The sequence below is a fragment of the Candidatus Nanopelagicales bacterium genome (genome assembly GCA_037045355.1).
In the GTDB taxonomy this organism is placed as follows: Bacteria; Actinomycetota; Actinomycetes; order S36-B12.
This window is the reverse complement of the sequence record JBAOHO010000008.1, coordinates 1-25,256: the sequence shown is the minus strand read 5'-3', so window position 1 is coordinate 25,256 and position 25,256 is coordinate 1. Positions and strand designations below refer to the sequence as shown.

The following is a 25,256-nucleotide window of genomic DNA, read 5'->3' as shown; positions in this document are numbered from 1 at the left end:
GGTCCGTTCTCGTCGCGGTCACTCAGCCGGGATCAGCGTCTTTGGAGTGCGCCCCTCAGCTCTCGATCCAGTCGAAGGTCCGTTCCACCGCATGCTTCCAGCGGGCGAACAATCGTTCCCGCTCCTCTTCGGACATCTGCGGTTCCCACCGTTTGCCTTCCGCCCAGTTGGCGCGGATGTCGTCCTGGCTGGCCCAGAAGCCGGTCGCGAGCCCAGCGGCGTATGCAGCACCGAGAGCGGTGGTCTCGATGGTGCGCGGGCGGATGACCGGGACTCCCAAGATGTCCGCCTGGAACTGCATCAGCACCTCGTTGACGACCATGCCGCCATCGACCTTGAGCGTCACGAGCGGGACACCGGAGTCGGCCTCCATGGCTTCGATGACCTCGCGGGACTGGTAGGCGGCCGCTTCGAGGGCGGCTCGAGCGATGTGTCCCCGGTTGACGAATCGGGTCAACCCGACGATCGCTCCGCGCGCATCACCGCGCCAGTAGGGCGCGAACAGGCCCGAGAACGCCGGCACGAAGTAGCAGTCGCCGTTGTTGTCGACACTGCGCGCCAATTCTTCGATCTGCGGTGCGGACGAGATCAACTTCAGATTGTCGCGCAGCCACTGGATGAGACTGCCGGTGACGGCGATCGACCCTTCGAGGGCGTAGACGGTTTCCTCTTCGCCGATCTTGTAGCAGACGGTCGTGAGCAGTCCGTTCTGGCTCAGCACCATCTCCGTACCCGTGTTCAGCAGGACGAAGTTCCCGGTGCCGTAGGTGTTCTTGGCCTCGCCGGGACTCAGGCACGCCTGTCCGAACGTGGCGGCCTGCTGGTCGCCGAGGATGCCTGCGATCGGGACCCCTTCCATCCCGGGCGGGGCAGCCACTGTGCCGTAGACCTCCGACGAGCTGCGGATCTGCGGCAGCATCGACATCGGGACGCCGATCTCAGCGGCGATCTGTGGGTCCCACTGCAACGTCTGCAGGTTCATCAGCAAGGTGCGGGACGCGTTGGTGGGGTCGGTGACGTGCAGCCCACCGTTGACGCCGCCGGTCAGGTTCCACAACAGCCAGGTGTCGATGGTTCCCATGAGCAGGTCCCCGGCGTCCGCCTTCTCCCGCGCTCCGGGCACGTTGTCCAAGATCCAGCGCACCTTGGGGGCGGCGAAGTACGTGGCGATCGGTAACCCGGTGCGGGACCGGTACTGGTCGACGTCTCCCAGTGAGTCGCAGATCTCCTGGGTGCGGGTGTCCTGCCACACGATCGCGTTGTAGATCGGCAGTCCGGTCGACTGGTCCCACACGATCGTGGTCTCACGCTGCTGCGTGATGCCGATGGCGGCGATGTCGGACACCGCCAGGTTCGCGCGGCCCAGGGCACCGCCCATGACTTCGCGGGTGTTCTCCCAGATCTCCATGGGGTCGTGTTCGACCCAGCCCGGTTGCGGGAAGATCTGCTCGTGTTCGAGTTGGTCGCTGGCGATGGGCACGCCGTCGTGACCGAACACGATGGCCCGCGTCGAGGTGGTTCCCTGGTCGATCGCCATCACTGCTTGTGCCATCGGGACTGTCCTTTCGAGAAAGCCGAACGTGTGCGCGCTGGAATCTGGAATGACCAGACTAGAAGTTGACCATGTACAAGACTGTGGCGATCAGGGCACCGATGCAGGGGCCGACGACCGGAACCCAGGAGTAACCCCAGTCGATCTTCTGCTTGCCCTTGATGGGCATCAAGGCGTAGGCGATCCGAGGCCCGAGGTCGCGGGCCGGATTCAATGCATAGCCCGTGGCGCCACCCATTCCCGCACCGATCGCGATGACGGCGAAAGCCACGCCCGCGTATCCGAGCGCGATGTTGCCGAACTCCGGAGGCTGGTCGGCGACCGCGGGTTCCCAGGGGGACTGTTGCACGATCCAGTACACGAGGATGAACGTCGCAATGGCCTCGCTCACCACGTTCCATCCCAGGGAACGGACCCCCGGCGAGGTGTAGAAGATGCCGCCGGTTGTTTCCGGATGGTCCTCGGTGTCGAACTGCTTCTTGTAGACGAGATACACCAGGAAGGCACCGAAGATGCCCCCGGCCATCTGGCCCAGGATGTAGAAGGGGAACTCGGCCCACGTCTGGGTGCCGTTGACGGTCAGCGCCAGCGTGACCGCCGGATTGATGTTCGCGCCTGAGTTCCACGCGACACTGGCGCCCACGTAGACGGCCATGCCCCAGCCGAAGGCCGTGAGCATCCAGTTGCCCTTGCCGTACCCCAGACTGTTCTTCAGTCCGGACAGGGCGCCGACACCGCACCCCAGCGCAACCAGGATCGCGGTGCCCATGAACTCGTTGAGCGCGATCGTGTGGAAGTAGTAGTCGAAGCCCACCCCGGATATATACCAGCGCATCGGGCCGGATGCCGGATGTCGGATCAGCGGGTGCCCGGCGGGCACAGGACCAGGGCGGGAAGGCGGCCCGGGGTGGCGAGCGGCCCGGGAGGGGCCCGGGTGGCGAGCGGCCCGGGAGGGGCCCGGTGGCAAGGGGGAAGCCCCGCCGACGGGGGAGGCGACGGGGCTTCTGCCTCCACCGTACGACGACCCGCCCCAGAACACGAGAGGGAAACCGCTGCCGGGGTTCATTCCCCCGAATATCGGTGGTAGGACGGTGACGTGACCGCAACCGCCATCGAAATGGTGATCGATCCCCGGGAACGACCGATCGGTGAGTCCGTCGTCAGGCGGGTACTGCCGTACCGTCACCGACGCATGGTCGGGCCGTTCATCTTCGCCGACATCATCGGGCCGGAGGAGTACGCGCAAGGGACGGGCTCCGACATCGACGCACACCCGCACATCGGGCTGTCGACGCTCAGCTACCTGTTCTCCGGCGGATTGCTCCACCGCGACTCGACCGGCGCCGTGGCCGATATCGCCCCGGGGGACGTCAACTGGATGACAGCCGGGGCAGGTGTCTGCCACACGGAACGCTCACCCGCCGCCTTGCGCGAGGGCGGCCATACTCTCGCAGGTTTACAGACCTGGGTAGCTCTGCCGGTGGAACATGAAGGGCACGTGCCGTTTTTCGAACACGCCGACGCCGATGAGATCCCCCACGAGCGCGCGCCGGGAGTCGAGATCGCGATGGCCGCGGGTGCAGGGTGGGGGCAGACCTCTCCGGTCGTGGGATCGTCGCCGCTGCTGGAGGCAGAGATCCGGTTGCGGGATGCGTCCGTGACGATCCCCGCGGAGTACCCGCAGCGCGCGGTCATCGCGATCCAGGGCCAGTTGTCCGTCGCCGGAAGGGCACTGACACCCGGTCAGGCGGCAGTACTGGCCCGTGACGAGCCTGTGGAGTTGCACGGCACCGGTCGCGCCATGCTGCTCGCCGGTGACCCCGTCGGCGACCGCTTCATCTGGTGGAACTTCGTCGCATCCGACCGCGCCCTGATCGAGCAGGCGAAGTCCGACTGGGACGCTCAGCGCTTCCCCGTCGTGCCCGACGACCACGAGGTGTGGATGCCGGCACCACCCTTGTGACGGCCCCTGCGGCGGGTGCACTGCATCGACTGGCGACCCCGACAACCAGACTCCCGAGACAACCCGTCCCCCGACACAACCCGTCCCCCGACACAACCCGTCCCCCGACACAACAGAGCCCGGAACCATCCCGATGGGCGAGGTTCCCGTGAGGAGGCCCGCGTGACCAGCATCTCCCCCGACGCCTGGCAGGACCCTGCCGTGTTCGGCGTCGACCGGCTGCCGGGTCGGTCCGTCATCGCGGGTCGCGCGGGGTTGGATCGCGTCCCCGACGATGCCGACCATCGCCTGGACCTGTCCGGTGAGTGGCGGTTCGACTGGCACCAAGGTGTCGCGGACCTGGACCCACTCGACCTCGGCGCCGAGGGCGCGACGAGCTCAGATCACCTGCCGGTCCCGGGCGTGTGGCAGTTGCACGGCTACGGGATTCCCTACTACCTCGCGAACACCTATCCCCCCGGGATCGGCAAGCGCAAGGGGCGGATTCCGGACATCGACGCCGACCGCAACGAGTTAGGCGTCTACACGCGCGAGTTCACACTCCCGGAGAACTGGCTCGACCGGCACACCACTGTGGTGTTCGAAGGTGTGAAGGCCGGTATGTACCTGTTCGTCAACGGTGCGTTCGCCGGTTACACGCAGGGCTCGTTCCTGCCCGCGGAGTTCGACATCAGCCGTTTGATCCGGCCGGGAGCCAACACCCTGACCGCCGTGGTGTTTCGGTTCACCGACGGCAGCTACCTCGAGGACCAGGACATGTGGTTCTTCAGCGGCATCTTCCGTCCCGTGTGGCTCAACAGCGAACCTCGTACCGCGATCCATGACCTGTGGGTCAAGCCGCTGCTGACGGCTCCGTACGTCGACGGTCAGCTGCAGTGCACCGTCGACCTCCACGGGGTCTCCGCGGTACGCCGCCAGATCTCGGTGCGGATGATGATCAGGCACCCGGGAAGTGACACGTGGGAGCCCGCAGCCCAGCGGGACGTCGCCGCGGGCGATCAGCGAATCACCCTGACCATCGCGGTGCCGAACGCACAACTGTGGACCGCCGAGACACCGCACCTTTACGAGGTCGCGGCGGTCCTGGCATCCGGTGACGACATCCTCCACGTCAAGAGCACTCGAACCGGCATCCGCTGTGTCGAGATCGTCGATGAACAACTCCTGGTCAACGGGCAGCGGATCATGTTCAAGGGCGTGAACCGGCACGACTTCGACCCGGATCACGGGTGGGCCGTGCCGCAACACCGCTACCGCCACGACCTGACGAAAGCCAAGCAGCTCAACATCAACGCCATCCGCACGAGTCACTATCCGAACCCGCAGATCCTGTACGACCTGTGCGACGAGCTGGGTCTGTACGTCATGGACGAGTGCGATCTGGAAACCCACGGGGTCAGGCGCAAGAATGTTCCCGGTGACAACCCGATGTGGACCGCGGCCGTGGTCGACCGCATGGAACGTATGGTGTTGGCCGACCGTAACCACCCCAGCATCGTCATGTGGTCGTTGGGCAACGAAGCCGGTGAGGGTGGACCCGGCGGAGGCAACTTCCTGCGCATGCGCCAAGCCGCTCTGGCCCTCGACGACTCGCGGCCGTTCCACTACGAGGGCGACCACAATCCCGTCATCAGTGACGTCGTGTCGCGCATGTACGCCACCGCCGAGCAACTGGCCATGTTGGGCCGGCACGAGACGCTGAAACCGGCCGCCACGACACTGGTCACGAACCGGCTGTTCACCGACGACAAGCTGTTGACCCCGGAACTGATGGCCGGTCGGCCGGTGCTGTTGTGCGAGTACTCGCACGCCATGGAGAACAGCCTGGGTAACTTCGCGGAGTACGTGGACGTGTTCTACCGCTACCGCAACATGGCGGGCGGGTTCATCTGGGACTACATCGACCAGTCCATCCATCGGGTCACCCCGGAGGGTCAGGATCAGTGGTTGTACGGCGGCGACTTCGGCGACCACCCCACGCACCGGTACTTCTGCGCGAACGGAATCCTGGCCGCCGATCGCAGCGAACATCCCGCGGCCCGGGAGGTGTTCTGGGGATATCGCAACCTGGTGGTCGAGGCGGTCGACCCCCGCCGCGGCAGGTACCGACTGACGAATCGGCATTCCTTCACGAACGCGGACCGGTTCCGACCTCGGGTCGAGGTGCTCGTGGACGGTCACGTGGTGTCGGCGCAGCACCTGGATCCGGTGCCGCTGGATCCGTGGGACAGCGTCGAGTGGGACGTCCCGGCAGCCGTGCCGCCGACCGACGGAGGCGATGTCGTCGTCCGCTTCTCCTTCACGACACTGGATGACCATCCCGCTGTACCAGCCGGGTCGACGGTTGCCTACGACGAGTTCGAGGTCCGGCGCGACGTCACACCGCTGCCGTACTTCGGCCCTGGCTCACCCGCTCCGGTGGTGGTCACCCGCGCCGACAGCGCCGTGGTCACGGCCGGGGATTGTCTGTTCACGGTGAACCTCGCTGACGGGTCGATCGAGTCGTGGCGGGTCGGGGAGCGAGAACTACTGGCCAACCCGCTGCGGCGCAACTACTGGCGGGCGTTGACGGACAACAACCGCGGGTTCGGCAACTTCGACCCGCGCCTGCAGCGCTTCGCCATCGACTACTCCTGGCAGGACCCCAACGTCTCCGTCCAACGGTTCACGGTGATGCCGAACGATCGGATCGTGCGGCTCGCGTTCCAGTTGCGGTGTCGGCACTTCCGCAACGGTGTGCTCTGGTACGACTTCCTACCGGACGGTTCGTTCATCGCCCACCACGCAGTCACTCCGAAGAAGGCGATGATCCGACTCGGCTTCACCTTGCAGTTGCCCGACGTCGACGTTGTCCGTTGGTACGGCAAGGGCCCGCACGAGAACTACATCGATCGCCTGCGCGGAGCCCAGACCGCGATCCATCAAGGTTCGCCCCTGGAACTCTGCCACGACTACATGCGGCCACAGGAGAACGGCAACCACAGCCAGGTCAGGTGGCTGGAGGCCGTCGGGTCGTTCGGTCGGCTGCGCGTCGACGACGTCAACGGGGCGCGGCTGGGATTCACTGCCTGGCCGTACACGCAGGAAGCACTCGACGCGGCGGAACACATCCATGACCTCGAACACACCAGCGCGGTGACGGTGAACATCGACCGGCGCCAGCGCGGTGTCGGTGGCGATACGCCCGGAGTGGCCAACCTGTTGCCGCAGTACAAGATCCCCGCTGGGGAGCCGATCGAGGTGACGGCCCGCTTCAGCGCCGACTGAGCTTCGCCCGGATGAGCTGCCGGGGAGCGTCCGGTGACGAGCGTCGGCCACCGCAGCACGAGTCGACTCAGCGCACGAGGTGCAACGACGCGGAGGCATCAGCAGTGCGCAGGGAACGCCAGCCGAGAGGGAACGCCAGGCAGAACGAACGTCAGCGGCGGATCAGTTCGTCCTGCAGCGCCGCTGACCGCTGCACCGCGAGGTCGAAGCCCCGTCCACTGGTCCCGTCGGTCACGGTGATGTGGACGTGATCCATGTGGTTCGCGGTCGGGGAGCCGCGGTCGGACATGCCGGTCCACTGCCCGATGGGGTCGCCGTTCTTCCAGATCCGCTGCCGCCAGATCATGTAGTAGATGCCGTAGTCGGCCGCGTTCTCCTGGAAGTAGCGCGCGATGTCGTCGCCCAGGGCGACGTCCTCGGCGGTCCCCCCGCCGGCCGGCATCATGATGTCCACGGCCCGCCCGCTGGGGTGATCGGGATAGGGGTCGCTCGGTCGCCAGCCTCCGACGACCTTGATCTGGGGCCAGCCGATGTGGGTGTAGCGCTCGACCAGGACCGCGTCGCGGGTCAGATTCTGCTCACTCCACGGCGGGGTCATGCATACGTCGATGATCATCTGCGCCTGGAGGCACAGCTTGTTGAGCTCGGCGGCTCCAGGACCGCTCGCCGGGCCCTGGGCCTGCTTGCCCATCAACGCGAGGTTGCGCTTCAGCGCCTCCAGAGCAGCCTCGGCACGGTCGACCTCTTCGCGAGCCCGGTCGACCAGCACCTCCGCTTCTTCGCGCAGGATGTCGGCGCGACCGAGTGCCGTCAACGCTTTGGCGACTTCGGTGTCCTGGTGGATGGCGAGCAACTCGGCGACGGTCGCGCGCCGGATGACGTCGGAGGGATTCGGTGCGTCCAACAGGGAGGCGAGTCCGAGGAGTTCCTCGCTGACCCCCGAGGCATAGGCCTCGCGCGCAAAGTTGCCGAGGTCTCGCCGGGCATCGTCGGCGCGACCCCGGGCGGCGTCGGCTTGACGCAGCAAGCGATCGGCCGTGTCTTTCGCCTTCTCGTAGTCGGCGCGGGCGTCGTCGACGCGGTCCTGCGCCTGCTGCAGCGGGGTGACGATGAGTTTGTCCTGTGCGGTGGGAGCGGGCTTGCCCTTGTCGTCGGGCTCTGCCGCGACCGCGTGGGTCGCGGGAAGGACCAACACCGCCGCGCACGCGAGCGCCGCTGCGCGAACAAACACGACTGATTCCCCTCCACGATGACTGGTCCACCGTTTCCGACGTCCCCCAGGCCAGTTACGTTCCCCAGGCTAGGCAGGCTGACACGACTGAGTCAGTGATGCACCTCACAGATGCTGCTCCGAAACGCGACTTCTTGGTACCGGGACCCATCAACTTCAGAGTCAGACACCACCGCAACACCATCAGAGTGCCCACACTGTTGAGCAGCCGGCCCCAACCCGCGCGGGCGACGTGACTGTCCTCGGGCGCCGACTCAATGTCACTCCTCCTCGGTGCGAGGGTCGGCCGCGGCCCCCGAGCCGAGTTCTGCTGGCTGGGCAAGCATCTGGGCGATCTCGGTAGGGGTCCGCACCAATACCTGCGGGTGGTTCATCTCGGTCAAATCACGGTCCGTACTGACCAGGTAGTGCGCATCACCCGACCGGGCGAGCGCCACCAGATAGCGATCCCCCGGATCTTGGCAGGCTCTATCGACGGCGGGGATGACGTCACTGTCTGGCCGTTGCTCGGCGACCGCCGCAACGGACCAGACGAATGGATCAACCTCGCTCAGCGGAATCCAGCGGCGAAACTTGTCGCGACCCAGCACTCCTCTCAGTTCGGCCAGGAGGCTTGGGGAGACGATCACGGTGATCTCATCGGCTGCCGCTGCCTCCAACAACTGCCTGCAATGCCCGTCCGAGCGGGCGGACAGCACCGCAGTGACATAGACCGACGTGTCCAGTACGAGTCGCAGTGGACCTTGCGGGCGGACGGTCATGCCGGTCATCGTCTCAGGTGACATCCGCACCCTCGCGAGTAGACTGCGAGGGCTGGACAAGCGGGAGGCGTGACGATGACCAAGGTCGATCGCCGGATCTCCATGGAGCAGTCCGTGTGGGAGCAGTTGGACTCAGAAGCCAGCCGAACTGGTGGCAGCACTGACGAACTCCTCGAAGCTGCCGTGCGCCGTGTTCTGGCGAGGCGGCGTCTCACGCGGATTCTGGATGCAGCCGCGGACAATGCCGTGACCGAAGCCGAAGCGGCGTTCATTGCCCGTGACGAGCTGCACGCCTACCGCCGTGCGCTGTGACGTCGAACGGGTTGCGGACTCGCTACGGTGTCGTCCATGACGACATCTCGACAGATCACTTTGGCCAAGACTCCCACCGGCCCCATGGGGCCGGACACGTTCGGAACTGCTGAGGTGGACGTGCCCGCCCTGTCGGACGGGGAGATTCTCGTGGCGGTGCGGTACTTGTCGATCGACCCCACCATCCGCGGCTGGATCGCCCGGGACACTTACCTGCCCAAGATCGCCGAGGGTGAGGTGATCCGCAGTCTGGGTGCCGGCGAGGTGGTGGAGAGCCGCAACCCATCTTTTCCGGTCGGAACCCGGGTCACAGGTGTTACGGGGTGGCAGAGCAACGTCGTGATGAACGGTGGGTTCCCCATCCCCGAAGGCGTGGACTACGAGCAGGCGCTGTCAGTGCTCGGCATGACCGGGCTGACGGCATTCGTCGGAATCGAGGACATCGGCCGGCCGCAGTCGGGGCAGACGGTGGTGGTGTCGGGGGCCGCGGGTGCGGTGGGATCGATCGCCGGGCAACTGGCCAAGGCCCGCGACTGCCGGGTGGTCGGCATTGCCGGCTCGGATGACAAGTGCCGTTGGGTGACGGACGAACTCGGCTTCGACGAATGCGTCAACTACAAGACCGGCGACATCGCCCGGGCGCTGCGGGCAGCATGTCCCGACGGGATCGACGTGTACTTCGACAACGTCGGTGGCGAAATTCTCAACGCCGTCCTGGGGCAGATCAACGACCACGCTCGGATCGTGTTGTGCGGTGCGATCTCGCAGTACGACAGCGCCGAACTACCCCCCGGTCCAGCCAACCTGGTCAACGCGATCCCGCGCCGCGCCACTCTGCAGGGATTCATCGTGCTCGATCACTACGACCGGGCCCGCGCAGCCGCAGAACACATGACGGGTCTGCTCGCGGAAGGCAAACTCACTTCTGCCACCTACGTCGTGACCGGACTCGACGCGGCGCCGCAGGCGCTGGCGGATCTGTTCACGGGCGCGAACACCGGCAAGACACTGGTGCGGCTGTAGGCCCCGAACCAAGCGATCCGGGGCGGCTCCGGGCCTGTCCCCTGCGAGCGCTGGGGTAAGGGAGCGGCCTGCTCAACGCCGAGCAACTCAGGATCGGAGACCGGCCGACTCAACTCAAGATGAGAAACGCCACGGCCAGTGCGGACAAGCCGAACGTCAGCACGGTCGGTTGCCACCGGGCAGCTCCGGGCCGGTGGGCCCGCAACTGGGCCGTCCGCGATGCGATCGGGATCATGGCGACCAGCGACATCACCCCCGCGAACACGCCGAGCCAGATGTGCTCGAGGACCACGATCCGGATCCCGCCCACCCCCAGAACCACCAGCAGCACGATCATGGTCCGGTTCCAGGCCAGTCGGGTGCGCTCGTACTGGTTCTCGGGTAGGTCCTTTCCGGGCGCCTCGGGGACACTCACTGCAGGATCGTCACGCTGAGGACCAAGGCGATGAGCACCACGCCGCCGGTCAGCAAGGGCGCCGCCAGTTGCCGCGGCATCGGCTGACCCAGACGCATGGCGATCTGGGTTCGCCGCCATTGGTGGTGAGCCAGGACCGTCAGGATCCCGCCGAGAGCGGTGGCCAGTCCGGCCGCCACCAACGGGGGCCACTGCTCACCGAACTCCTTGGCGAACGCTCGCAGCGCCACCCCACCCGCGATGAGGGCCAGCGCCGTGCGGGTCCAGGCCAGATACGTCCGCTCATTGGCCAGCGTGTAGCGGTAGTCCGGTTCCACTCCGGGATCGTCGGCGGCCATGGCAGGCAGACTATCCGGCACTGAGCGGGTACAGGCCGACTCGACCAGAGCCAGTCATCGCAGGCCCGGATTTGTCGGGCGCACGTGTTGCTACTGCGAGATGCCGGCCAGGGAGGCACACCGCTGTTCGGCGTAGGCCGTGAAGACCCAGAAGTGCTCAAACGCCGGATTGGTGGTCTGGCCGTGGTGGTACCGGTAGTAGATCTGCTGCGCGATCACCGCCAGACGGAACAGGCCGAAGACTTCGTAGAACGTCCAGTTGTCCGTGCTCAAACCACGAGCGGAGCAGTAGCGCTCGACGATCTGCCGCCGGGTGAGCATTCCCGGCAGGTTGCTGGGTTGTCGCCGGGCCATCTGCATGCCTTGGTCATCGTCCGCCTGCACCCAGTAGGCCATGGCACTGCCGAGGTCCATCAGCGGGTCGCCGATGGTCGCCAACTCCCAGTCCAACAAAGCCTTGACGGTCAACGACTGCGGATCCAGGACGAGGTTGTCCAGCCGGAAGTCTCCGTGCACGATCCCGTAGCCGACATCCGGGGGCTGCTCGGCGGCCAGCCATGCCATGACCGCTGCGAAGTCAGGAACGTTGTCCGTTCGAGCGCGCCGGAACCTGTCAGACCAACCACTCACCTGCCGCTGGACGTAGCCGGGTCCGCGCCCCAGGTCGGCCAGACCCGCGGCTTCGACATCGACGTCGTGCAGTGACACGAGCGTGTCGACCATCGCCTCGGACAAGGACGCCGCCCGATGGGGATCCAGGTCGAGCCCCGGTGGCGGATCACCGCGCAGGATCAGTCCCGCGACCCGCTCCATCACGTAGAACTCACTGCCGATGACTGCGTCGTCGGTGCACAACGCCAGGACGCGAGGCACCTGGGGGAACACGGGTCGCAACCGTTCCTGGAACGTGAACTCCCGCTTCATGTCATGTGCGGATGCCGCCTTGGTGCCGGTCGGTGGCCGGCGCAGGATCAGGTCGCGATCGGGATACGACAGCAGGTAGGTCAGATTCGACGCCCCTCCGGGGAACTGTCGGAGTCCCGGTTCGCCGGCCGGCAGGTCCGGCACCTGGACCCGCAGCCAGGTGTCCACAGCCGCGATGTCGAAGGAGTCCTCGGCGCGCAGATCGCGCGGCTCGTCCGAGAACGCTCCGTCGGTGCCGATCGACCGTGTCATGCGGGTGGTTCCGAGTATTTGTGCAGTTCCGCGCGGGCGACCATGCCCAGGTGGACCTCGTCGGGGCCGTCGGCCAGGCGCAGCGACCGCGCTCCCGCATAGGCCTCGGCCAACGGGAATCCGTCGCTGAGTCCAGCGCCGCCGTGCAGCTGGATCGCCATGTCGATCACATCGCAGGCCATCCGCGGCACCACGGCCTTGATCTGGGAGACCTCGTTGCGGGCCCCGGCAACTCCATGTTGGTCGAGCAGCCACGCGGTCCGGAGCACGAGCAGTCGGGCTTGGTCGATGGCCAGCCGGGCCTCGGCGATGCGTTCTCGGTTTCCGCCCAGATTGGCCAGGGGCTTGCCGAATGCGACCCGGTCGGTGGCGCGGCGACACGCGAGCTCGAGCGCCATCTCGGCGAGTCCGATCATGCGCATGCAGTGGTGGACCCGGCCAGGGCCGAGCCGGCCCTGCGCGATCTCGAACCCGCGACCGGGCCCCGCGATGATGGCATCGACCGGCAGCCGGACGTCGGTGAACGTCACTTCGCCGTGACCGTAGGGCTCATCGAGGTAGCCGAAGACCGGCAACATGCGGCCGATCTCGACACCTGGGGTGTCCAGCGGTACGAGGACCATGGAGTGACGCCGATACTTGTGTGCCTCCGGATCGGTCAGGCCCATGAAGACGGCGAACCGGCATTCCGGGTGCCCGATTCCAGTGCTCCACCATTTCGTTCCGTTGATGACCACTTCGTCACCTTCGACGACAGCGGTGGCGGCCATGTTGGATGCGTCCGACGAGGCGACTGCCGGTTCGGTCATGCAGAACGCCGACCGGATCGTGCCGTCCAGCAGCGGCGTGAGCCATCGCTCTCGCTGCTCGGGGGACCCGTAGTGGACCAGCACCTCGGCGTTGCCGGTATCCGGGGCGTTGCAGTTGAACACCTCCGGTGCCAGCGGCATGGCTCGACCCGTGAGTTCCGCGATCGGCGCGTAGTCGGTGTTCGACAGACCGGGCCCGAACCTCGCGTCGGGCAGGAACAGGTTCCACAGTCCGGCGTCGCGGGCCTCTGCCTTGAGGACCTCGACGACGGGGGGCACCGACCACGGCTCGGCATGCGCGGCCTCGAGGTAACCGGGAAGTTCCGGCAAGACCCGATCGGCGATGAATGCCTCGGCCTTGGCGAGGTACTCCTGAGCTCGTGGGGATGCGGCGAAATCCATACCCCGCACCCTACGCAGCACGCCCGAGGCCGTGCCATCGCCCCACATCCCGAGGTGTCCTGCGGTCATCGTCCGCGGGACCGAGCCGGTTCCCTCATCACCCTGCCGGTCGAACTGTGGCCCTATGAGTTACTGGCGCCGAGGGCTTGGGAGCTGCGCCAGAGCCTCACTGCCTACGACGCGAGCTGCGTAGCCCTGGCCGAGTACCTCAGGACGACCCTGGTGACCTTGGACCAAGCGATCGCCCGAGCGCCCGAAGTGCGCTGTGACATCGCCTGTCCCTAGACCTCGCGACCCGTCGCTTCCGCTGCCACGGGTGGCGTTGGTCAACCGCAGGTGTCGGAACCGGAGTCGACCTGAGCGCCGTCGGCGCTGAGGAACTTCCACGAGTACCCGGCTTCAGACAGACGTAACTGCAGAACCCCGTGATGCTCGGAGTCGAACACCGTCGGCTCCACCGCCGCCGGCTCGCGTGAGTACAGCCCCGCCCCTCCGGTGCCGACCACTATCTGCCGCAACCCGGCCGGGTCCGGTTTCCCGGCGGGTGACAGGCGGGGGAACCGCTGGTAGTTGTGCTCGTGGCCCGAAAGCAGCAGATCAGCGCCGCGCTTGGAGAGCAGCCGATACATCGGCCCCATGGCCTCCTCCGGACCGTGTTCGGATGCCGACCAGCGGGGGTGGTGCCAACTCACAGCGATACACCGCGCCGGGTGATCCGCCAGGTGGCGCCGCAGCCACCGGTACTGCCGGGACTTGGATCCGCAGTCGCCCGGGAAGAACGAGCAGTTCGAGTTGAGCTGGTAGACGGTCCAGGCCCCGCGCCGCAACGTGTACCAAGGCTTCTCGCGACTGCCGGCGCGTTTGCCGAACACGTCGAAGTACGCCAACTCGGGGTAGTCGTAATACTCGTGATTGCCGGGCACCGGATGAGTGGCCGGTCGGTGTTTGCCGTACGACGGCAGGTAGCAGTTGCGGAAGTCCGCCATCGACCCGTTGGGGTACGCCAGGTCACCGAGGGCCAGCAGCGTCGCGCCCCGAGGGATCAGCCGGGAAGTGGCCGCCGGGTCACCCCCACAATCGCCGATGTCACCCACCGCGTAGACCGTCGTCGAACCCCGCGCCGTGCTGGCTACACGCCCGGCCGGATCGGACACCGGCGAAGCGGATCCCTGTCGGTCCACCGAGGTGTCCGCCGCCTGCTCGGTTGCCGTTGCGGCACTCGCGGGAAGTGCCGCGGTCGTCGGCCCCGGCGAACAGCCCGACACGACCACGGCGGCGACTGCGACCGCACCCGCCATCACGTGCCGACGCTTCGTCCTCATGCCCGCCTCGTCCCGATTCCCGCTGTCGTCATCCCCGCTTGCCGTCATCCCCGCTCGTCCCGCTTCTCCGCCTCGTCCTCATGCCCTTTCGTCCTGCCCCCGCTGGTCCTGCCCCCGCTGGTCCTGCCCCCGCTGGTCCTGCCCCCGCTGGTCCTGCCCCCGCTCGTCCCTGACTCCGCTTGATCCACGGTCGCGCTCCCCGTTTGATTCTCAGTTCCGCTCGCGCCTCATGTCGCACCGTAACCCGGCCCCAGCCCTACGGACAGTCCCCAGGCGCGACTCAGAGTGGTCGTCCAAGGTTCGAGACCGATCCCCCTCGTCCCAGTGCCGAGATCTCGCCACATCCGGCGACATCACAGCACCGCGTGGCCGACAAACGTCATTCTGGGCGCCGCTAGGGGCCACAGCTGGAACCTCCAGCGGGAGCCGCAACTGGGGACCGCCCGTGGAAGCCGCAGCTGGAGCTGCGACTGGGGCCACCACGGGGCCCACTCGGCCACAGCGAGGCCCAGTGCTGTCGGGCCCAAACTGAGCCGCCGAGTGGTTGTACCGCCGAGTGGTTGTGCCGCCTCAGGTTGCGGACGAAATGCCGCGAACCCGCCAAGCGCTGCTCAGATCACGCCACATTTGGCGAGATCCGAGCACTGGGTTCCAGGGGTCTGACCCAATACGGTCCCAGACAGACAAAGACGTCGGTACGCAGTCACTCACTTACCCTGCGAAGCCCCTCACCCCACGCCTACGCTGGCTCCAGTCCTGTTCACGGCAGCGAACCCACGGAGCCGTCGGATGTCCAACCTCGATCTCGCGCGGATGCAGTTCGCGATGACATCGATCTACCACTTCTTATTCGTCCCGCTCACCATTGGGCTGGCGTTCCTCACCGCGATCCTGCAGACCCGCTGGCATCGCAGTGGCGACGCACAGCTGCGCAAACTGACCCGGTTCTTCGGAACGTTGCTGCTCATCAACATCGCGATCGGCGTGGTGACCGGCCTGGTGCAGGAGTTCCAGTTCGGCATGAACTGGTCGGCGTACTCCCGCTTCGTCGGTGACGTGTTCGGGGCGCCGCTGGCCATGGAGGGGCTGGCGGCGTTCTTCCTGGAGTCGACGTTCCTGGGTCTGTGGCTGTTCGGTTGGGACCGTCTCCCGCGCCGCGTCCATCTCGCGTGCATCTGGCTCGTCGCCGTCGGAGCGGCACTGTCGGCGATGTTCATCATGGCGGCCAACTCCTGGATGCAGAACCCGGTCGGTTACGCGACCAACGCCCAGACCGGGCGCCCGGAACTCAACGACATCGGGGCGGTGTTCACCAACCCGGTGTTCCTGACCGCCTACGTGCACGTTCTGCTCGCGTCGGCGGTGACCGGCAGCGTGTTCATGCTGGCCGTTTCCGCCTATCACCTCCGGAGGAGTCACCCGAGCAAGAGTCACCCGAACAAGAGCCACCCGAGCCAGAGTCACCCGAGCCAGGACCAGCCCCTCAAGGGCGGATCACAAACGAAGAACCCCGAGTTCCTCACCGCAGCCAAGACCTCGCTCGCAGTCCTGATCCCGTCGATCATCCTGGCCATGGGGGTCGGCAGCGAACTCGGTGTCGTCGAGGCGACCTACCAGCCGATGAAGATCGCGGCCGCCGAGGCGCAGTGGACAACGTGCCAGCCGTGTTCGTTCAGTGCGTTCCAGATCGGTGGCGGCAACAACGACCAGGACCCGAAGAAGATCATCGAGATTCCCTACCTGCTGTCGTTCCTGGCCACGAACTCCTTCGATGGCCAGGTGATCGGCCTGAACGAACTGCAGGCGCAGTACGAGCAGGAGTACGGCCCCGGCTACTACATCCCGAACGTGTTCGTGCAGTACTGGTCGATGCGGGTCATGGCCTACACGGCGACCCTGGTGGCCCTGCTCGCGCTGATCGGCGGTTTCCTGTGGTGGCGCAGGAAGCTGGAGGGGGCCCGCTGGTTCTGGACGCTGGCGATGATCGCGGTGGTCACTCCATACCTGATGAACACCGCGGGCTGGATGCTGACGGAGAACGGCCGCCAGCCGTGGATCGTCCAGGGACTGATGCTCACCGAGGATGGCTTGAGTCCGTCGGTGTCCGCGACCGAGGTGTGGATCAGCATCATCGTGTTCGCCCTCGTCTATCTGATCATCGGAGCCGTGTGGCTGACGTTGATGCTGCGCGCCGCCAAGGCCGGGCTGCCGGACGAGGCAGATGACGACGACACCGACTCCGCCGACCGCGAACCAGCGCTCACCTACTGAGGACATGCGATGGATCTGACTGTCATCTGGTTCGTGATCATCGCGATCTTCTGGGTCGGGTTCTTCGTGCTGGAAGGTTTCGACCTCGGCGTGGGCGTGCTGCACCGGTTCGTGGGCCGCAACGACACCGAACGCCGAGTGGCGATCAACACGATCGGCCCGTTCTGGGACGCCAATGAGGTGTGGCTGATCGTGGGTGGCGCGGCGATCTTCGCGGCGTTCCCCGGCTGGTACGCGACCATGTTCTCGTCGCTGTACCTGGCGCTCGTGGTCATTCTCGTCGCCCTGATCGTGCGCGGAGTGTCGTTCGAGTACCGCGGCAAACGCGACTCTGATCGGTGGCGCTCGGGCTGGAGTTGGGCGTTGTCAGTATCCAGCCTGCTCGTGCCTCTGCTGCTGGGAGTGGGCCTCGGCGACCTGCTGGTGGGTCTGCCGATCGGCGGTGACCAGGAGTACGCCGGAACGTTCTGGGACCTGTTGACGCCGTACGGCCTGACCACGGGGGTGGCTCTTACCGTGGTGTGTCTGTCTCACGGTGCGGCGTTCCTGACACTGAAGACCACCGGCAGTGTGCGGGAGCGCAGTGCCCGGGTGGCGGCGATCACCGGCCGCGTCGCGCTTGTCCTGGCCGTGGTGTGGGTGATCTACACCGCGATCGTGTCCGAGTCCGTGAACGCGTTGACGGTGGCGTTCATGGTGCTGGCCGTCAGTGGCGCGGCCGCGGGTCTGCTGTTCGGGGCTCGGGGCCGCGACGGGGTCGGGTTCGCGGCCAGCGCGGTGGGTATCGGCGCGATGGTGGCGACGTTGTTCTCGAGCTTGTATCCGAACGTCATGGTGTCGTCGCTGGCGACCGCGAACAACCTCACCGTCGCCAACACCGCCAGTGGCGCTTATGCGCTGCAGGTCATGACGATCGTCGCGGTGGTCATGTTCCCCATCGTGTTGCTGTACCAGGGGTGGAACTACTACGTGTTCCGCCGCCGGATCGCGACGCCCGTGACGTCAGGTGCGGATGTCGCGGACCTGAAACGCTATGTATCCGATCATGGCCAGCAGCAGACCGCTGACCGTCAAGGCGATCAGCGGGGCCGCTGACAGCGACTCCGCCGGCACCTTCGCGATGTGGGAGAACGGCGACAGGTTCACCAGCCACGACGGCAGCGCGAACACCGGGCCGAGTTCGGTGATCAGGGCGAATGCGGCCACGATGACCCACGCGGCCGACGCCCACCGGGGCAGCAGCCCGATCAGCGCCACGGTGAGTCCCACGACCAGCACGATGGCCGGCAGCCAGGCCAGTGACGCCTGTAGCAGGCGCGGCACCTCGCTCAGTCCCGAGTCGCCCTGCAACCCGAACGTGAGGCCGATGACACCACCCAGCGCGATCAGGATCAACGCCGAACCCACGAGCGCGAGCAGGACATAGGCCGACAGCCAGCGCGAGCGCCGGGTCACAGTGGACAGCGCCGCCGAGGTATGCCCGGCCCGCTCCTCGTGGTCGAGCCGCATGACGATGGATACCGCGAAGAACGCGGCCACCACTCCACCCAGGCCGATGTAGGTGGCCAGGAACGCGTCGATGATGGCGCCGGGGCCACCGAGCGCTTCGAAGATGTCAGTCAGCGCGGGACTGCTGTCGGCGAACTGGATCAACGCGTCACGGGAGGCTCCGATGAACGCGCCCACGGCGAGGTAGCCGACCACCCACCACAGCAGGGTCGAGCGTTCCAGCCGCCAGGCCAGGGAGTGCGCGCCGCGCAACGCTCCACCCGCTTCGGCCGGTCCGATGCGGTCGGCCAGCGCTCCCGCCGCGAGGTCGCGTCGGGACTGCAGCGCCGTGGCGATGACCAGCAGGATGGCCGTGGCCCCCAGCGGGACGATGAGGACCTCCCAATGGTTGCCGCCGAAGGGGTCTGCCTTGTTGACCCAGCCGAAGGGCGAGAACCACTGCAGCAGGTTGTTCTGCAGGTTGCCCAGCCCGGCGATCGCCCACGTGAGGACCAGGATGCTCGCGGCGATCGCGTTGGCGGCGCGGGACGACCGGGTGATCTGGTTGGTCACTGCGGACACTCCGGTGAACACCCAGGCGGAAGCGGCGGCGGTCGCTGCGAACAGGAACGACGGGGCCGGTGCCAGCCCGACCGCGACCATGAGTCCGGTCGCGATGGCGACGAACGCAAGTGCGGCGATGAGAGTGACGAACACTGCCGCCCACAACGACGCCACGCGGCTGGTGCGTCCCGCGAGCAGCATCTCGGCGCGGCCGGACTGTTCTTCCCCGCGCACGTGGCGGGTGATCGTGAAGATGTTGACCAGGCCCAGCACCAGAACGATCCCGACGCCGATCCGCCACGCCGTCAGACCACCGGTGGACAGCGGGTTGTTCAGCGGACCGAGCAAAGCCGTCAGCGCGGGGTTGCCGGACAGGATCGCCACGAGTTGCAGCCGCTCGTCGGACGTCGGGTAGAGGCGATCCCACGATGATGCGACCCCGATCACCATCAGACCGAGCAGGACGACCCACAGCAGGACCCGGACCCTGTCGCGGGACAGGTCGAAACGCAGCAGGCTGCCGACTCCGATCACGACGGCACCTTCGCCTCGTGGCCGTTCTCGCTGTCCTCGTCGCGGCCTGAGTTGTCTGGGTCGGGGGATTGCCCGTCGGGGGCATGCCCGTCGGGGGCATGCCCGTCGGGGGCATGTCCGTCGGGGGCATGGTCGTCGTGGGATTGCTCGGTGCCGTCGGAGTGACCGCTCGCAGCAGTCGAAGAGCCATCGGCGAGGTCCACGGGCGGTGGTGGCACCTGCCCCGCGCCAAACTGCCCCGCGTCCGCTTGCCCGTCGAACAAGTCGTCGACGGTCGTCTTCTCCTCCTCGCCGTAGTGGCGCAGGAAGATCTCCTCGAGGCTGGGCGGGCGACAGTCCAGCATGATCGGGCCGGCCTGCTGCACGGCGGCCAGCAGGGGTTCGAGACCCTCGGGGCCGATGTCGCAGGTGAAGGTGTCGGCGTCGATCGTCAAGTCGTGGATGAGTTCGTTGTCGACGAGTCCGGCGACGGGTCGCGCGGTCGTGGCGCTGACCTGCATCCGGGTGAGGTGGCGCAGTTCGGCCAGAGTGCCGGTCTCAAGAGTGCGGCCACTGCGGATCAGGGTGATGCGGTCGGCGACGGCTTCGACCTCGCTCATGATGTGGCTCGACAACAGCACGGTGCCGCCGGCGTCACGGACTTCGGCGACACACTCGCGGTAGGACTGCGCCATCAGCGGGTCGAGGCCATCGGTGGGCTCGTCGAACATGTAGAGGGGGACATCGGCGGCGAACGCGACGATCAGAGCGATCTTCTGCCGGTTGCCCTTGGAGTAGTCGCGGACCTTGACGGTGGGGTCGAGGTTGAAACGTTCGATCAGGTCGTCGCGGTGGATCGGGTCGACCTTGCGCATGCGCAGCAGCAGGTCGATGGTCTGGCCGCCGGTGAGGTCGGGCCACAACTCGACGTCCCCGGGCACGTAGGCGATGTCGCGATGCAGCGAGATGGCGTCCTGCCAGGGGTCCAGGTCCATGATGGTCAGCACGCCCTCGTCGCGCTGGATCAGCCCCATGAGGATGCGCAGGAATGTGGTCTTGCCGGCGCCGTTGGGCCCAAGGAACCCGTGGACCTCGCCGGGGGCCACTTCGAGTTCGAACTTGTCCAGGGCTTTGGTGCTGCCGAAGTCCTTGCACACGCCGCGGGCGGAGATCACGCTGTCGGTCATGGGGACAGGCTAGGCGGCGCCCCAAATTCGGTGGGGAGGTCGGGTCCACCGTGACCTAGACGTCACATTCGGGTCACGGAAGTGACCGGACCGTAGTTCGTCGGCGCAGGCCCCGCCCTCCACTGGCACTGGCCCTGCCCTCCACTCAGGCACTGGCCTCGACGCAGACCTGGAGCTTCTCAGGCCCGGGCCGCCTCGATGGTCATGCCCGCGGCCTTGAGGTTGGTGATCAAGGTCTCCCCCATGGCAGTGGCCGGTGTGAGCACCCCGGCGCGCTCGGTCAACCCCGTCCCGGCCAGCGTGAGCCCTGAGGTCGCCAGCATCATCGAGGTCGCCGCATATCCGGGGTCACCTTGCGCGGCGACGGTCGCCCGGTACTGCACTCCGGTATTCGTGCGGGTGTGGAGCAGGATCGAGAAGTACCCCTTGGCGCGGGTGCGTTCGCTGGGGCCCTCGCCGGGGTCCGGGAGGAACCGCTGAAGCAGGTCTCGCGCCGGGGCCAGGCTCATGGCGAACTCCCCGGCTGCCATGGCGGTGGCGATCCCGGTGGCGGCGAGTCGCCCGCCCGGGCCACCGCCGGTGCTCAGGTACTCGGAGTAGCGGAACTGCCGGCCGTAGCGGTAGTCCTGCAACGCGTTGCTGCGCCGGACGACGCGGGTGTTGATGGAGCCCATCAGGAAGGGCGTCAGCCACGTACCCGTCACCTCGTCGCGCAGCGGACTGCGGGGGTCGGGGTCGTCCCCTGGGGTGGGTTCTGCGGCGCGGTCCGGCGACAGGGAGTAGGGGTCGTCGAGCACTTCGCGCGCCCGCTCGTCGCCGCGCGCGCGTTCCGCCTCGAGCATGCCCGAAGCGATGGTCCCACCGCTGATGCCGCCGCGTGCGCTGCGCACGACCAGGCGGGTGGCGAGCATACGAGCGTCCGCATCGTCGTTGGCGATCGCCATCGACAGGGCCAGGACCCCGAGGTCGCTGGGGATGGAGTCGAAGCCGCACGAGTGCACGATCCGCGCCCCGGTGGAGCGGGCCTTGGCGTCGTACCGGTCGATGCTGTCGCGCATGAACAGCACCTCGCCGGTGAGGTCGCAGTAGTTGGTGCCGGCGTCAGCGCACGCCCCGACCAGCGGCAGACCGTACTTCGCGTAGGGGCCGACGGTGGTGATCAGGGCTGTCGTGGATTGCGCCATGGCGGCAAGGCTGCGGGGATCGTCGGAGTTGGCGATCACCAGCGGCAGGTCGTAGGCGCGACCGCCGATCTGTTTGACGACCTGCCCGAGTTTGCCCTCGCTGCGACCGGCCAGCGCGATCCGCAGCGATGCAGGCGTGGTGCGGATCAGGTGTTTGGCCACGAGTTGGCCCGTGAAACCCGTGGCCCCGAACAAGACCAGGTCGTGCTCCCGGCGCGGTCGGGCCGTGGTGCTGGACACGTCGGCGGCCGGCGACGTCTTCTTGGCTCGCGACGACGGCTGGGCGCCGGAGGTCTTGGCCGCGGGCTTTCGGGCGGCGGCGGACTTCGTGGCAGTGGTCTTGCGGGCGGGGGTTTGCTTGGTAGCGGACTTCGCGGCGGGTGTCCGCTTCGCTCGCGGTCTTCTGCGTGGCGGGCTTCTTCGGGCTGGTCTTCTGCGTGGCGGCCTTCCGTGTACTCGCCTTGCCGGCAGTGGACTGCTTCGCAGCGGACTTCTTCGTCGCGCGCTTCCGCGCCGGGGGCTGCTGCGCCGGAGTCTCCTGCTCCGCGGACTGCTGCGTCGCAGCGCTGTGCGGTGTCTTCTTCGCGGGCGGGTTCTGGGCCTGGGTCATCCCCCAACCGTAGTCAGGAGTCGCGGGGATGCATGTCGGGCATCACTCGACCGACGAGAACCCGAGGAGAGCCGGGGAGACCCGCGAACGCGAGTGGGAAAAGCGAGTGGGAGGCGAGTGGGAGGAAGGACCTCGAGTGAGAGGGAGAACCTCAAGAGGAACGCCGGTCGCGCCAATGACGGCCGGCGCGGGAGCAGCGCTCTACTGTTTCGCCATGACTCGAATCACACACATCGCCGTCACCGGAGCCGCCGCGGCCGCGCTCGTCCTGGCCGCGGCGCCCAGCGCACAAGCTCGTATCAACCCCGAGGTGGGCATCGCCAAGGTCAAGCTCGACAACACCCAGAAGCAGGTCATCAAGAAGAAGGGGCAGCCGGACTCCCGCGAGAAGGTGCAGAACGAGATCCTCGGGTCCGTGACCGTATTCAAGTACGGTCCCGACGGCGACGACCTCGAAGTGACCTTGTACGACAAGCGGGTGATCGGTGTCGGTACTCGCTCGGCTGCGGAGCGCACGACCGGAGGCACCGGAGTCGGCTCAACGCAGTCAGAGGTCAAGGCCGAGTTCCCGCAGGCGGATTGCGAGAAGATCGGTGGCCGCAAGCAGATCTGCATGATGGGTGACTTCAACCCGGGTGAAGCCGTCACCACGTTCCGGCTGACCCGCAAGGTCGTGACGGAAGTCGAGGTCGCTCGCGTGATCGACTGATTCCGCTGTCAGCGAGCCGCCCCGTTCACCGCTGGTGGGCGGGGCGGTGTCATGTCAGGCTCGGGCCATGATCCACATGTCCCGGAAGGACTTCGAGGATCTCGTGGCCATCGCGCTGGACCAGGTGCCACGCGAACTTGCGGAACTTGTCGACAACGTCGTGTTCGTCGTGGAGGACTGGCCGCCGCCCGGGGAGTATCTGCTGGGGCTGTACCAAGGGGTGCCGCTGACAAGTCGCGACACCCACTACGCAGGAGCTCTTCCGGACCGGATCTCGATCTACCGCATTCCGATCCTGCGGTTGTGTCACACCCCCGCCGATGTCGTCGACGAGGTCCGGATCACGGTCGTGCACGAGATCGCGCATCACTTCGGGATCGACGACGACCGGCTCCACGAACTCGGCTACGGGTGAGCACAGCTGCGCAGCAACAGTCGACAGTTACCGGGGATCGCCCCGCTCGTCCGTCATCGCGGCGGCCCGCTGCACTCGGTCCCGCACGGCCCCCGACAAGCCGCTGCTGTCGGACGGTGCGATGACGAACACGTCGCTGAGGGCCAGTGCGTCCGACTCCCGCAGGGCCCAGTAGAGGCGCTGAGCGTAGTCCCGGGTGTCGGCAGGTGCCATGATCCGCACCATTCCGGGTGGGGTCGGCACATCCGCTGCGGCGATCAGACCGGCGCCGGTCGAGTCTTGTGGCACTGCGGTCACGACGTGAACGCGCGCGGTGGGCGCGTAGTGGCTCGTCAACGTTCCGGAGACCCGGGGCTTGCGCCCCCGGGTGGGTGCCACGGGGACGCCGCCGAGTTCGGTGATCTCGTCTCCCGAGTAGCGACCGGGACGCAGGACGACCGGGGCAGCGCCGGTGCAGTCGACGATCGTGGATTCCACGCCGATCGGGCACGGGCCGCCGTCGACGATCATGTCTCGGTCGGGATCGAGTAGTCCGGTCAGGTCGGCGATCACATGAGCAGCCGTGGTGGGAGACACGTGCCCGAAGCGGTTGGCCGACGGCGCCGCCACCGCACCGCCGAAGTCGCGCAGGATGCGCAGCGTCAGCGGGTGGTCCGGCACTCGGATGGCCACGGTGTCCTGCCCTCCGGTGACCCAGTCGCCGACGGTCTGCGCGCGGGGCAGGACGAGCGTGAGAGGTCCGGGCCAGGCGCACGTCATCAGCCGGCGGGCGTAGCGGGGTACGTCTCGGACCCAGGAGTCGACAGCTGAGGAATCAGCGACGTGCAGGATGAGCGGATGGTCCGCGGGGCGACCCTTGATCGCGTAGATGCGCGCGACTGCCTGCGGATCCCTGGCGTCGGCGGCGAGCCCGTAAACGGTCTCGGTGGGCAGCGCGACGACCCCCCCGGCGCGCAGCGAGACCACGGCCGCCGAGGCGACAGTGTCGGGGTCCGCAGGCGGCATTTGACCAGTATCGACCGGGTTGGAGATCGCTGAAGCCGTCCCCTATGCTGAAGCGGCACCTCAACGGCTTCGCAGCTGGTGAGGGGTCAGTCTCGGCCCCCATCGTCTAGTGGCCTAGGACGCTGCCCTTTCAAGGCGGTAACACGGGTTCGAACCCCGTTGGGGGTACTGAGGCCCTGTGGCGCAGTTGGTTAGCGCGCCGCCCTGTCAAGGCGGAGGTCGCGGGTTCAAGTCCCGTCAGGGTCGCGTGGTCCGGTGAGAACCGGACCTTCGGCCAGGTAGCTCAGTTGGTACGAGCGTCCGACTGAAAATCGGAAGGTCGGCGGTTCGACCCCGCCCCTGGCCACTTTCTACTTTCTGCGTGGGGACATCCACCCACTTACGCACCCGTCATCGGATCACCAGTGGGCCACGCCACGCCGGTTCCGCGGTCCATCGCGGCGATGGCGGCCATGTCTTCGTCGTCCAACGCGAACGAGAAAAGGTCCGCATTCTCCCGTATCCGCTCAGGAGACGTGCTCTTTGGCAGCACGGCGTAATCCTTCTGGACTGCCCAGCGCAGCAAGACCTGGGCCTCGCTGACGCCATACTTCCGGGCCATCACTGCGAACGGGGAGTCGGCGGCCTCACTGGCTGCCTGCATCTCAGCGGTCTTGGCACTGTCTTGCCCCTCCTCAGCGCGCCAGGTGGACAAGGGCACAAGGCTGCTATAGGCGATGGGTGCGATTCCCCGTTAAGT

The 25,256-nt window shown here is 66.9% G+C and carries 23 protein-coding genes and 3 tRNA genes; 12 read left to right on the top strand and 14 right to left on the bottom strand.

Annotated elements, in window-relative coordinates; genetic code table 11:
• Positions 1 to 55 precede the first annotated feature (55 nt).
• Positions 56 to 1,552, bottom strand: coding sequence for a glycerol kinase GlpK (gene glpK, locus V9E98_01045; GenBank protein ID MEI2715581.1), 1,497 nt, complete (start codon positions 1,550 to 1,552; stop codon positions 56 to 58).
• A 58-nt stretch (positions 1,553 to 1,610) separates the two neighbouring features.
• The gene (locus V9E98_01040; protein ID MEI2715580.1) at positions 1,611 to 2,432 is read right to left on the bottom strand and encodes an MIP/aquaporin family protein; all 822 of its coding nucleotides are present in this window, start codon (positions 2,430 to 2,432) and stop codon (positions 1,611 to 1,613) included.
• Positions 2,433 to 2,648: 216 nt separating this feature from the next.
• Here V9E98_01040 and V9E98_01035 point away from each other — a divergent pair, with 216 nt between their 5' ends.
• Together V9E98_01035 and V9E98_01030 are read left to right on the top strand one after the other, a co-directional pair.
• A complete protein-coding gene (locus V9E98_01035) occupies positions 2,649 to 3,515 on the top strand; it encodes a pirin family protein (protein ID MEI2715579.1) in 867 nt (288 codons plus the stop codon).
• 162 nt (positions 3,516 to 3,677) lie between these two features.
• Complete coding sequence (locus V9E98_01030; protein ID MEI2715578.1) at positions 3,678 to 6,782, top strand: glycoside hydrolase family 2 TIM barrel-domain containing protein; 3,105 nt, start codon at positions 3,678 to 3,680, stop codon at positions 6,780 to 6,782.
• A 151-nt stretch (positions 6,783 to 6,933) separates the two neighbouring features.
• Here the strand turns inward: V9E98_01030 and V9E98_01025 are convergent, their stop codons facing one another.
• Both V9E98_01025 and V9E98_01020 read right to left on the bottom strand, forming a co-directional pair.
• Complete coding sequence (locus V9E98_01025) at positions 6,934 to 8,013, bottom strand: hypothetical protein (GenBank protein MEI2715577.1); 1,080 nt, start codon at positions 8,011 to 8,013, stop codon at positions 6,934 to 6,936.
• A gap of 260 nt (positions 8,014 to 8,273) precedes the next feature.
• The gene (locus V9E98_01020; GenBank protein ID MEI2715576.1) at positions 8,274 to 8,774 is read right to left on the bottom strand and encodes a putative toxin-antitoxin system toxin component, PIN family; all 501 of its coding nucleotides are present in this window, start codon (positions 8,772 to 8,774) and stop codon (positions 8,274 to 8,276) included.
• Positions 8,775 to 8,849: 75 nt separating this feature from the next.
• Here V9E98_01020 and V9E98_01015 point away from each other — a divergent pair, with 75 nt between their 5' ends.
• The gene (locus tag V9E98_01015) at positions 8,850 to 9,086 is read left to right on the top strand and encodes a hypothetical protein (protein ID MEI2715575.1); all 237 of its coding nucleotides are present in this window, start codon (positions 8,850 to 8,852) and stop codon (positions 9,084 to 9,086) included.
• A 36-nt stretch (positions 9,087 to 9,122) separates the two neighbouring features.
• Positions 9,123 to 10,109 (top strand): NADP-dependent oxidoreductase, encoded by a 987-nt coding sequence (locus tag V9E98_01010; GenBank protein ID MEI2715574.1) that lies wholly within the window; start codon positions 9,123 to 9,125, stop codon positions 10,107 to 10,109.
• Positions 10,110 to 10,218: 109 nt separating this feature from the next.
• Here the strand turns inward: V9E98_01010 and V9E98_01005 are convergent, their stop codons facing one another.
• The 5 genes from V9E98_01005 to V9E98_00985 all read right to left on the bottom strand — a co-directional run bounded on the left by V9E98_01005 (position 10,219) and on the right by V9E98_00985 (position 14,571).
• Positions 10,219 to 10,524 (bottom strand): hypothetical protein, encoded by a 306-nt coding sequence (locus V9E98_01005; GenBank protein MEI2715573.1) that lies wholly within the window; start codon positions 10,522 to 10,524, stop codon positions 10,219 to 10,221.
• Positions 10,521 to 10,862, bottom strand: coding sequence for a DUF202 domain-containing protein (locus tag V9E98_01000; GenBank protein ID MEI2715572.1), 342 nt, complete (start codon positions 10,860 to 10,862; stop codon positions 10,521 to 10,523). The genes V9E98_01005 and V9E98_01000 overlap by 4 nt, the downstream gene beginning before the upstream one ends.
• A 90-nt stretch (positions 10,863 to 10,952) precedes the next feature.
• Complete coding sequence (locus V9E98_00995; GenBank protein ID MEI2715571.1) at positions 10,953 to 12,038, bottom strand: phosphotransferase family protein; 1,086 nt, start codon at positions 12,036 to 12,038, stop codon at positions 10,953 to 10,955.
• The gene (locus V9E98_00990; GenBank protein MEI2715570.1) at positions 12,035 to 13,249 is read right to left on the bottom strand and encodes an acyl-CoA dehydrogenase family protein; all 1,215 of its coding nucleotides are present in this window, start codon (positions 13,247 to 13,249) and stop codon (positions 12,035 to 12,037) included. Before V9E98_00990 ends, V9E98_00995 begins: the two co-directional genes overlap by 4 nt.
• A gap of 326 nt (positions 13,250 to 13,575) precedes the next feature.
• Positions 13,576 to 14,571: a metallophosphoesterase gene (locus V9E98_00985; GenBank protein MEI2715569.1), complete on the bottom strand. Its 996-nt coding sequence runs from the start codon at positions 14,569 to 14,571 to the stop codon at positions 13,576 to 13,578.
• A gap of 789 nt (positions 14,572 to 15,360) precedes the next feature.
• On the opposite strand from V9E98_00985, the gene V9E98_00980 reads away from it, so the two are divergent.
• Together V9E98_00980 and cydB are read left to right on the top strand one after the other, a co-directional pair.
• Positions 15,361 to 16,842 (top strand): cytochrome ubiquinol oxidase subunit I, encoded by a 1,482-nt coding sequence (locus V9E98_00980; protein ID MEI2715568.1) that lies wholly within the window; start codon positions 15,361 to 15,363, stop codon positions 16,840 to 16,842.
• A 9-nt stretch (positions 16,843 to 16,851) separates the two neighbouring features.
• Positions 16,852 to 17,937, top strand: a complete 1,086-nt coding sequence (gene cydB, locus V9E98_00975) for a cytochrome d ubiquinol oxidase subunit II (GenBank protein ID MEI2715567.1) — start codon at positions 16,852 to 16,854, stop codon at positions 17,935 to 17,937.
• Here the strand turns inward: cydB and V9E98_00970 are convergent.
• The 3 genes from V9E98_00970 to V9E98_00960 all read right to left on the bottom strand — a co-directional run bounded on the left by V9E98_00970 (position 17,845) and on the right by V9E98_00960 (position 22,018).
• Positions 17,845 to 19,428 (bottom strand): hypothetical protein, encoded by a 1,584-nt coding sequence (locus tag V9E98_00970; protein ID MEI2715566.1) that lies wholly within the window; start codon positions 19,426 to 19,428, stop codon positions 17,845 to 17,847. The genes cydB and V9E98_00970 overlap by 93 nt on opposite strands.
• A complete protein-coding gene (locus tag V9E98_00965; protein MEI2715565.1) occupies positions 19,425 to 20,594 on the bottom strand; it encodes an ABC transporter ATP-binding protein in 1,170 nt (389 codons plus the stop codon). The genes V9E98_00970 and V9E98_00965 overlap by 4 nt, the downstream gene beginning before the upstream one ends.
• A 179-nt stretch (positions 20,595 to 20,773) precedes the next feature.
• Positions 20,774 to 22,018: a saccharopine dehydrogenase NADP-binding domain-containing protein gene (locus V9E98_00960; GenBank protein ID MEI2715564.1), complete on the bottom strand. Its 1,245-nt coding sequence runs from the start codon at positions 22,016 to 22,018 to the stop codon at positions 20,774 to 20,776.
• Between the two features lie 140 nt (positions 22,019 to 22,158).
• Between V9E98_00960 and V9E98_00955 the strand changes: the two genes are divergently transcribed.
• The 3 genes from V9E98_00955 (at position 22,159) to V9E98_00945 (ending at position 23,512) form a co-directional block, all read left to right on the top strand.
• Positions 22,159 to 22,401, top strand: coding sequence for a hypothetical protein (locus V9E98_00955; protein ID MEI2715563.1), 243 nt, complete (start codon positions 22,159 to 22,161; stop codon positions 22,399 to 22,401).
• Positions 22,402 to 22,602: 201 nt separating this feature from the next.
• Entirely contained in the window at positions 22,603 to 23,097 is a 495-nt protein-coding gene (locus tag V9E98_00950) for a hypothetical protein (protein ID MEI2715562.1), read from the top strand.
• A 67-nt stretch (positions 23,098 to 23,164) separates the two neighbouring features.
• Positions 23,165 to 23,512 carry a metallopeptidase family protein gene (locus tag V9E98_00945; protein ID MEI2715561.1) on the top strand — a complete coding sequence of 116 codons (348 nt, stop codon included), beginning with the start codon at positions 23,165 to 23,167 and terminating at the stop codon, positions 23,510 to 23,512.
• 27 nt (positions 23,513 to 23,539) lie between these two features.
• Here the strand turns inward: V9E98_00945 and V9E98_00940 are convergent, their stop codons facing one another.
• The gene (locus V9E98_00940) at positions 23,540 to 24,517 is read right to left on the bottom strand and encodes an L-threonylcarbamoyladenylate synthase (protein MEI2715560.1); all 978 of its coding nucleotides are present in this window, start codon (positions 24,515 to 24,517) and stop codon (positions 23,540 to 23,542) included.
• 95 nt (positions 24,518 to 24,612) lie between these two features.
• Here V9E98_00940 and V9E98_00935 point away from each other — a divergent pair.
• From V9E98_00935 to V9E98_00925, 3 genes are all read left to right on the top strand, one after another.
• Positions 24,613 to 24,685: transfer RNA gene (locus V9E98_00935), tRNA-Glu, on the top strand.
• Between the two features lie 4 nt (positions 24,686 to 24,689).
• Positions 24,690 to 24,763, top strand: a tRNA-Asp gene (locus V9E98_00930).
• A gap of 26 nt (positions 24,764 to 24,789) precedes the next feature.
• Positions 24,790 to 24,863 (top strand) — tRNA-Phe (locus V9E98_00925).
• A gap of 33 nt (positions 24,864 to 24,896) precedes the next feature.
• Here the strand turns inward: V9E98_00925 and V9E98_00920 are convergent.
• Complete coding sequence (locus V9E98_00920; GenBank protein ID MEI2715559.1) at positions 24,897 to 25,235, bottom strand: aldo/keto reductase; 339 nt, start codon at positions 25,233 to 25,235, stop codon at positions 24,897 to 24,899.
• Positions 25,236 to 25,256 lie beyond the last annotated feature (21 nt).

Coding starts and splice junctions, on each gene's coding strand:
- V9E98_01020 (MEI2715576.1), bottom strand. CDS start 8,774: ATGACCGTCCGCCCGCAAGGTCCACTGCGACTCGTACTGGACACGTCG.
- V9E98_00995 (MEI2715571.1), bottom strand. CDS start 12,038: ATGACACGGTCGATCGGCACCGACGGAGCGTTCTCGGACGAGCCGCGC.
- glpK (MEI2715581.1), bottom strand. CDS start 1,552: ATGGCACAAGCAGTGATGGCGATCGACCAGGGAACCACCTCGACGCGG.
- V9E98_01015 (MEI2715575.1), top strand. CDS start 8,850: ATGACCAAGGTCGATCGCCGGATCTCCATGGAGCAGTCCGTGTGGGAG.
- cydB (MEI2715567.1), top strand. CDS start 16,852: ATGGATCTGACTGTCATCTGGTTCGTGATCATCGCGATCTTCTGGGTC.
- V9E98_00990 (MEI2715570.1), bottom strand. CDS start 13,249: ATGGATTTCGCCGCATCCCCACGAGCTCAGGAGTACCTCGCCAAGGCC.
- V9E98_00950 (MEI2715562.1), top strand. CDS start 22,603: ATGACTCGAATCACACACATCGCCGTCACCGGAGCCGCCGCGGCCGCG.
- V9E98_00940 (MEI2715560.1), bottom strand. CDS start 24,517: ATGCCGCCTGCGGACCCCGACACTGTCGCCTCGGCGGCCGTGGTCTCG.
- V9E98_01010 (MEI2715574.1), top strand. CDS start 9,123: ATGACGACATCTCGACAGATCACTTTGGCCAAGACTCCCACCGGCCCC.
- V9E98_00980 (MEI2715568.1), top strand. CDS start 15,361: ATGTCCAACCTCGATCTCGCGCGGATGCAGTTCGCGATGACATCGATC.
- V9E98_00985 (MEI2715569.1), bottom strand. CDS start 14,571: ATGAGGACGAAGCGTCGGCACGTGATGGCGGGTGCGGTCGCAGTCGCC.
- V9E98_00965 (MEI2715565.1), bottom strand. CDS start 20,594: ATGACCGACAGCGTGATCTCCGCCCGCGGCGTGTGCAAGGACTTCGGC.
- V9E98_00945 (MEI2715561.1), top strand. CDS start 23,165: ATGATCCACATGTCCCGGAAGGACTTCGAGGATCTCGTGGCCATCGCG.
- V9E98_01000 (MEI2715572.1), bottom strand. CDS start 10,862: ATGGCCGCCGACGATCCCGGAGTGGAACCGGACTACCGCTACACGCTG.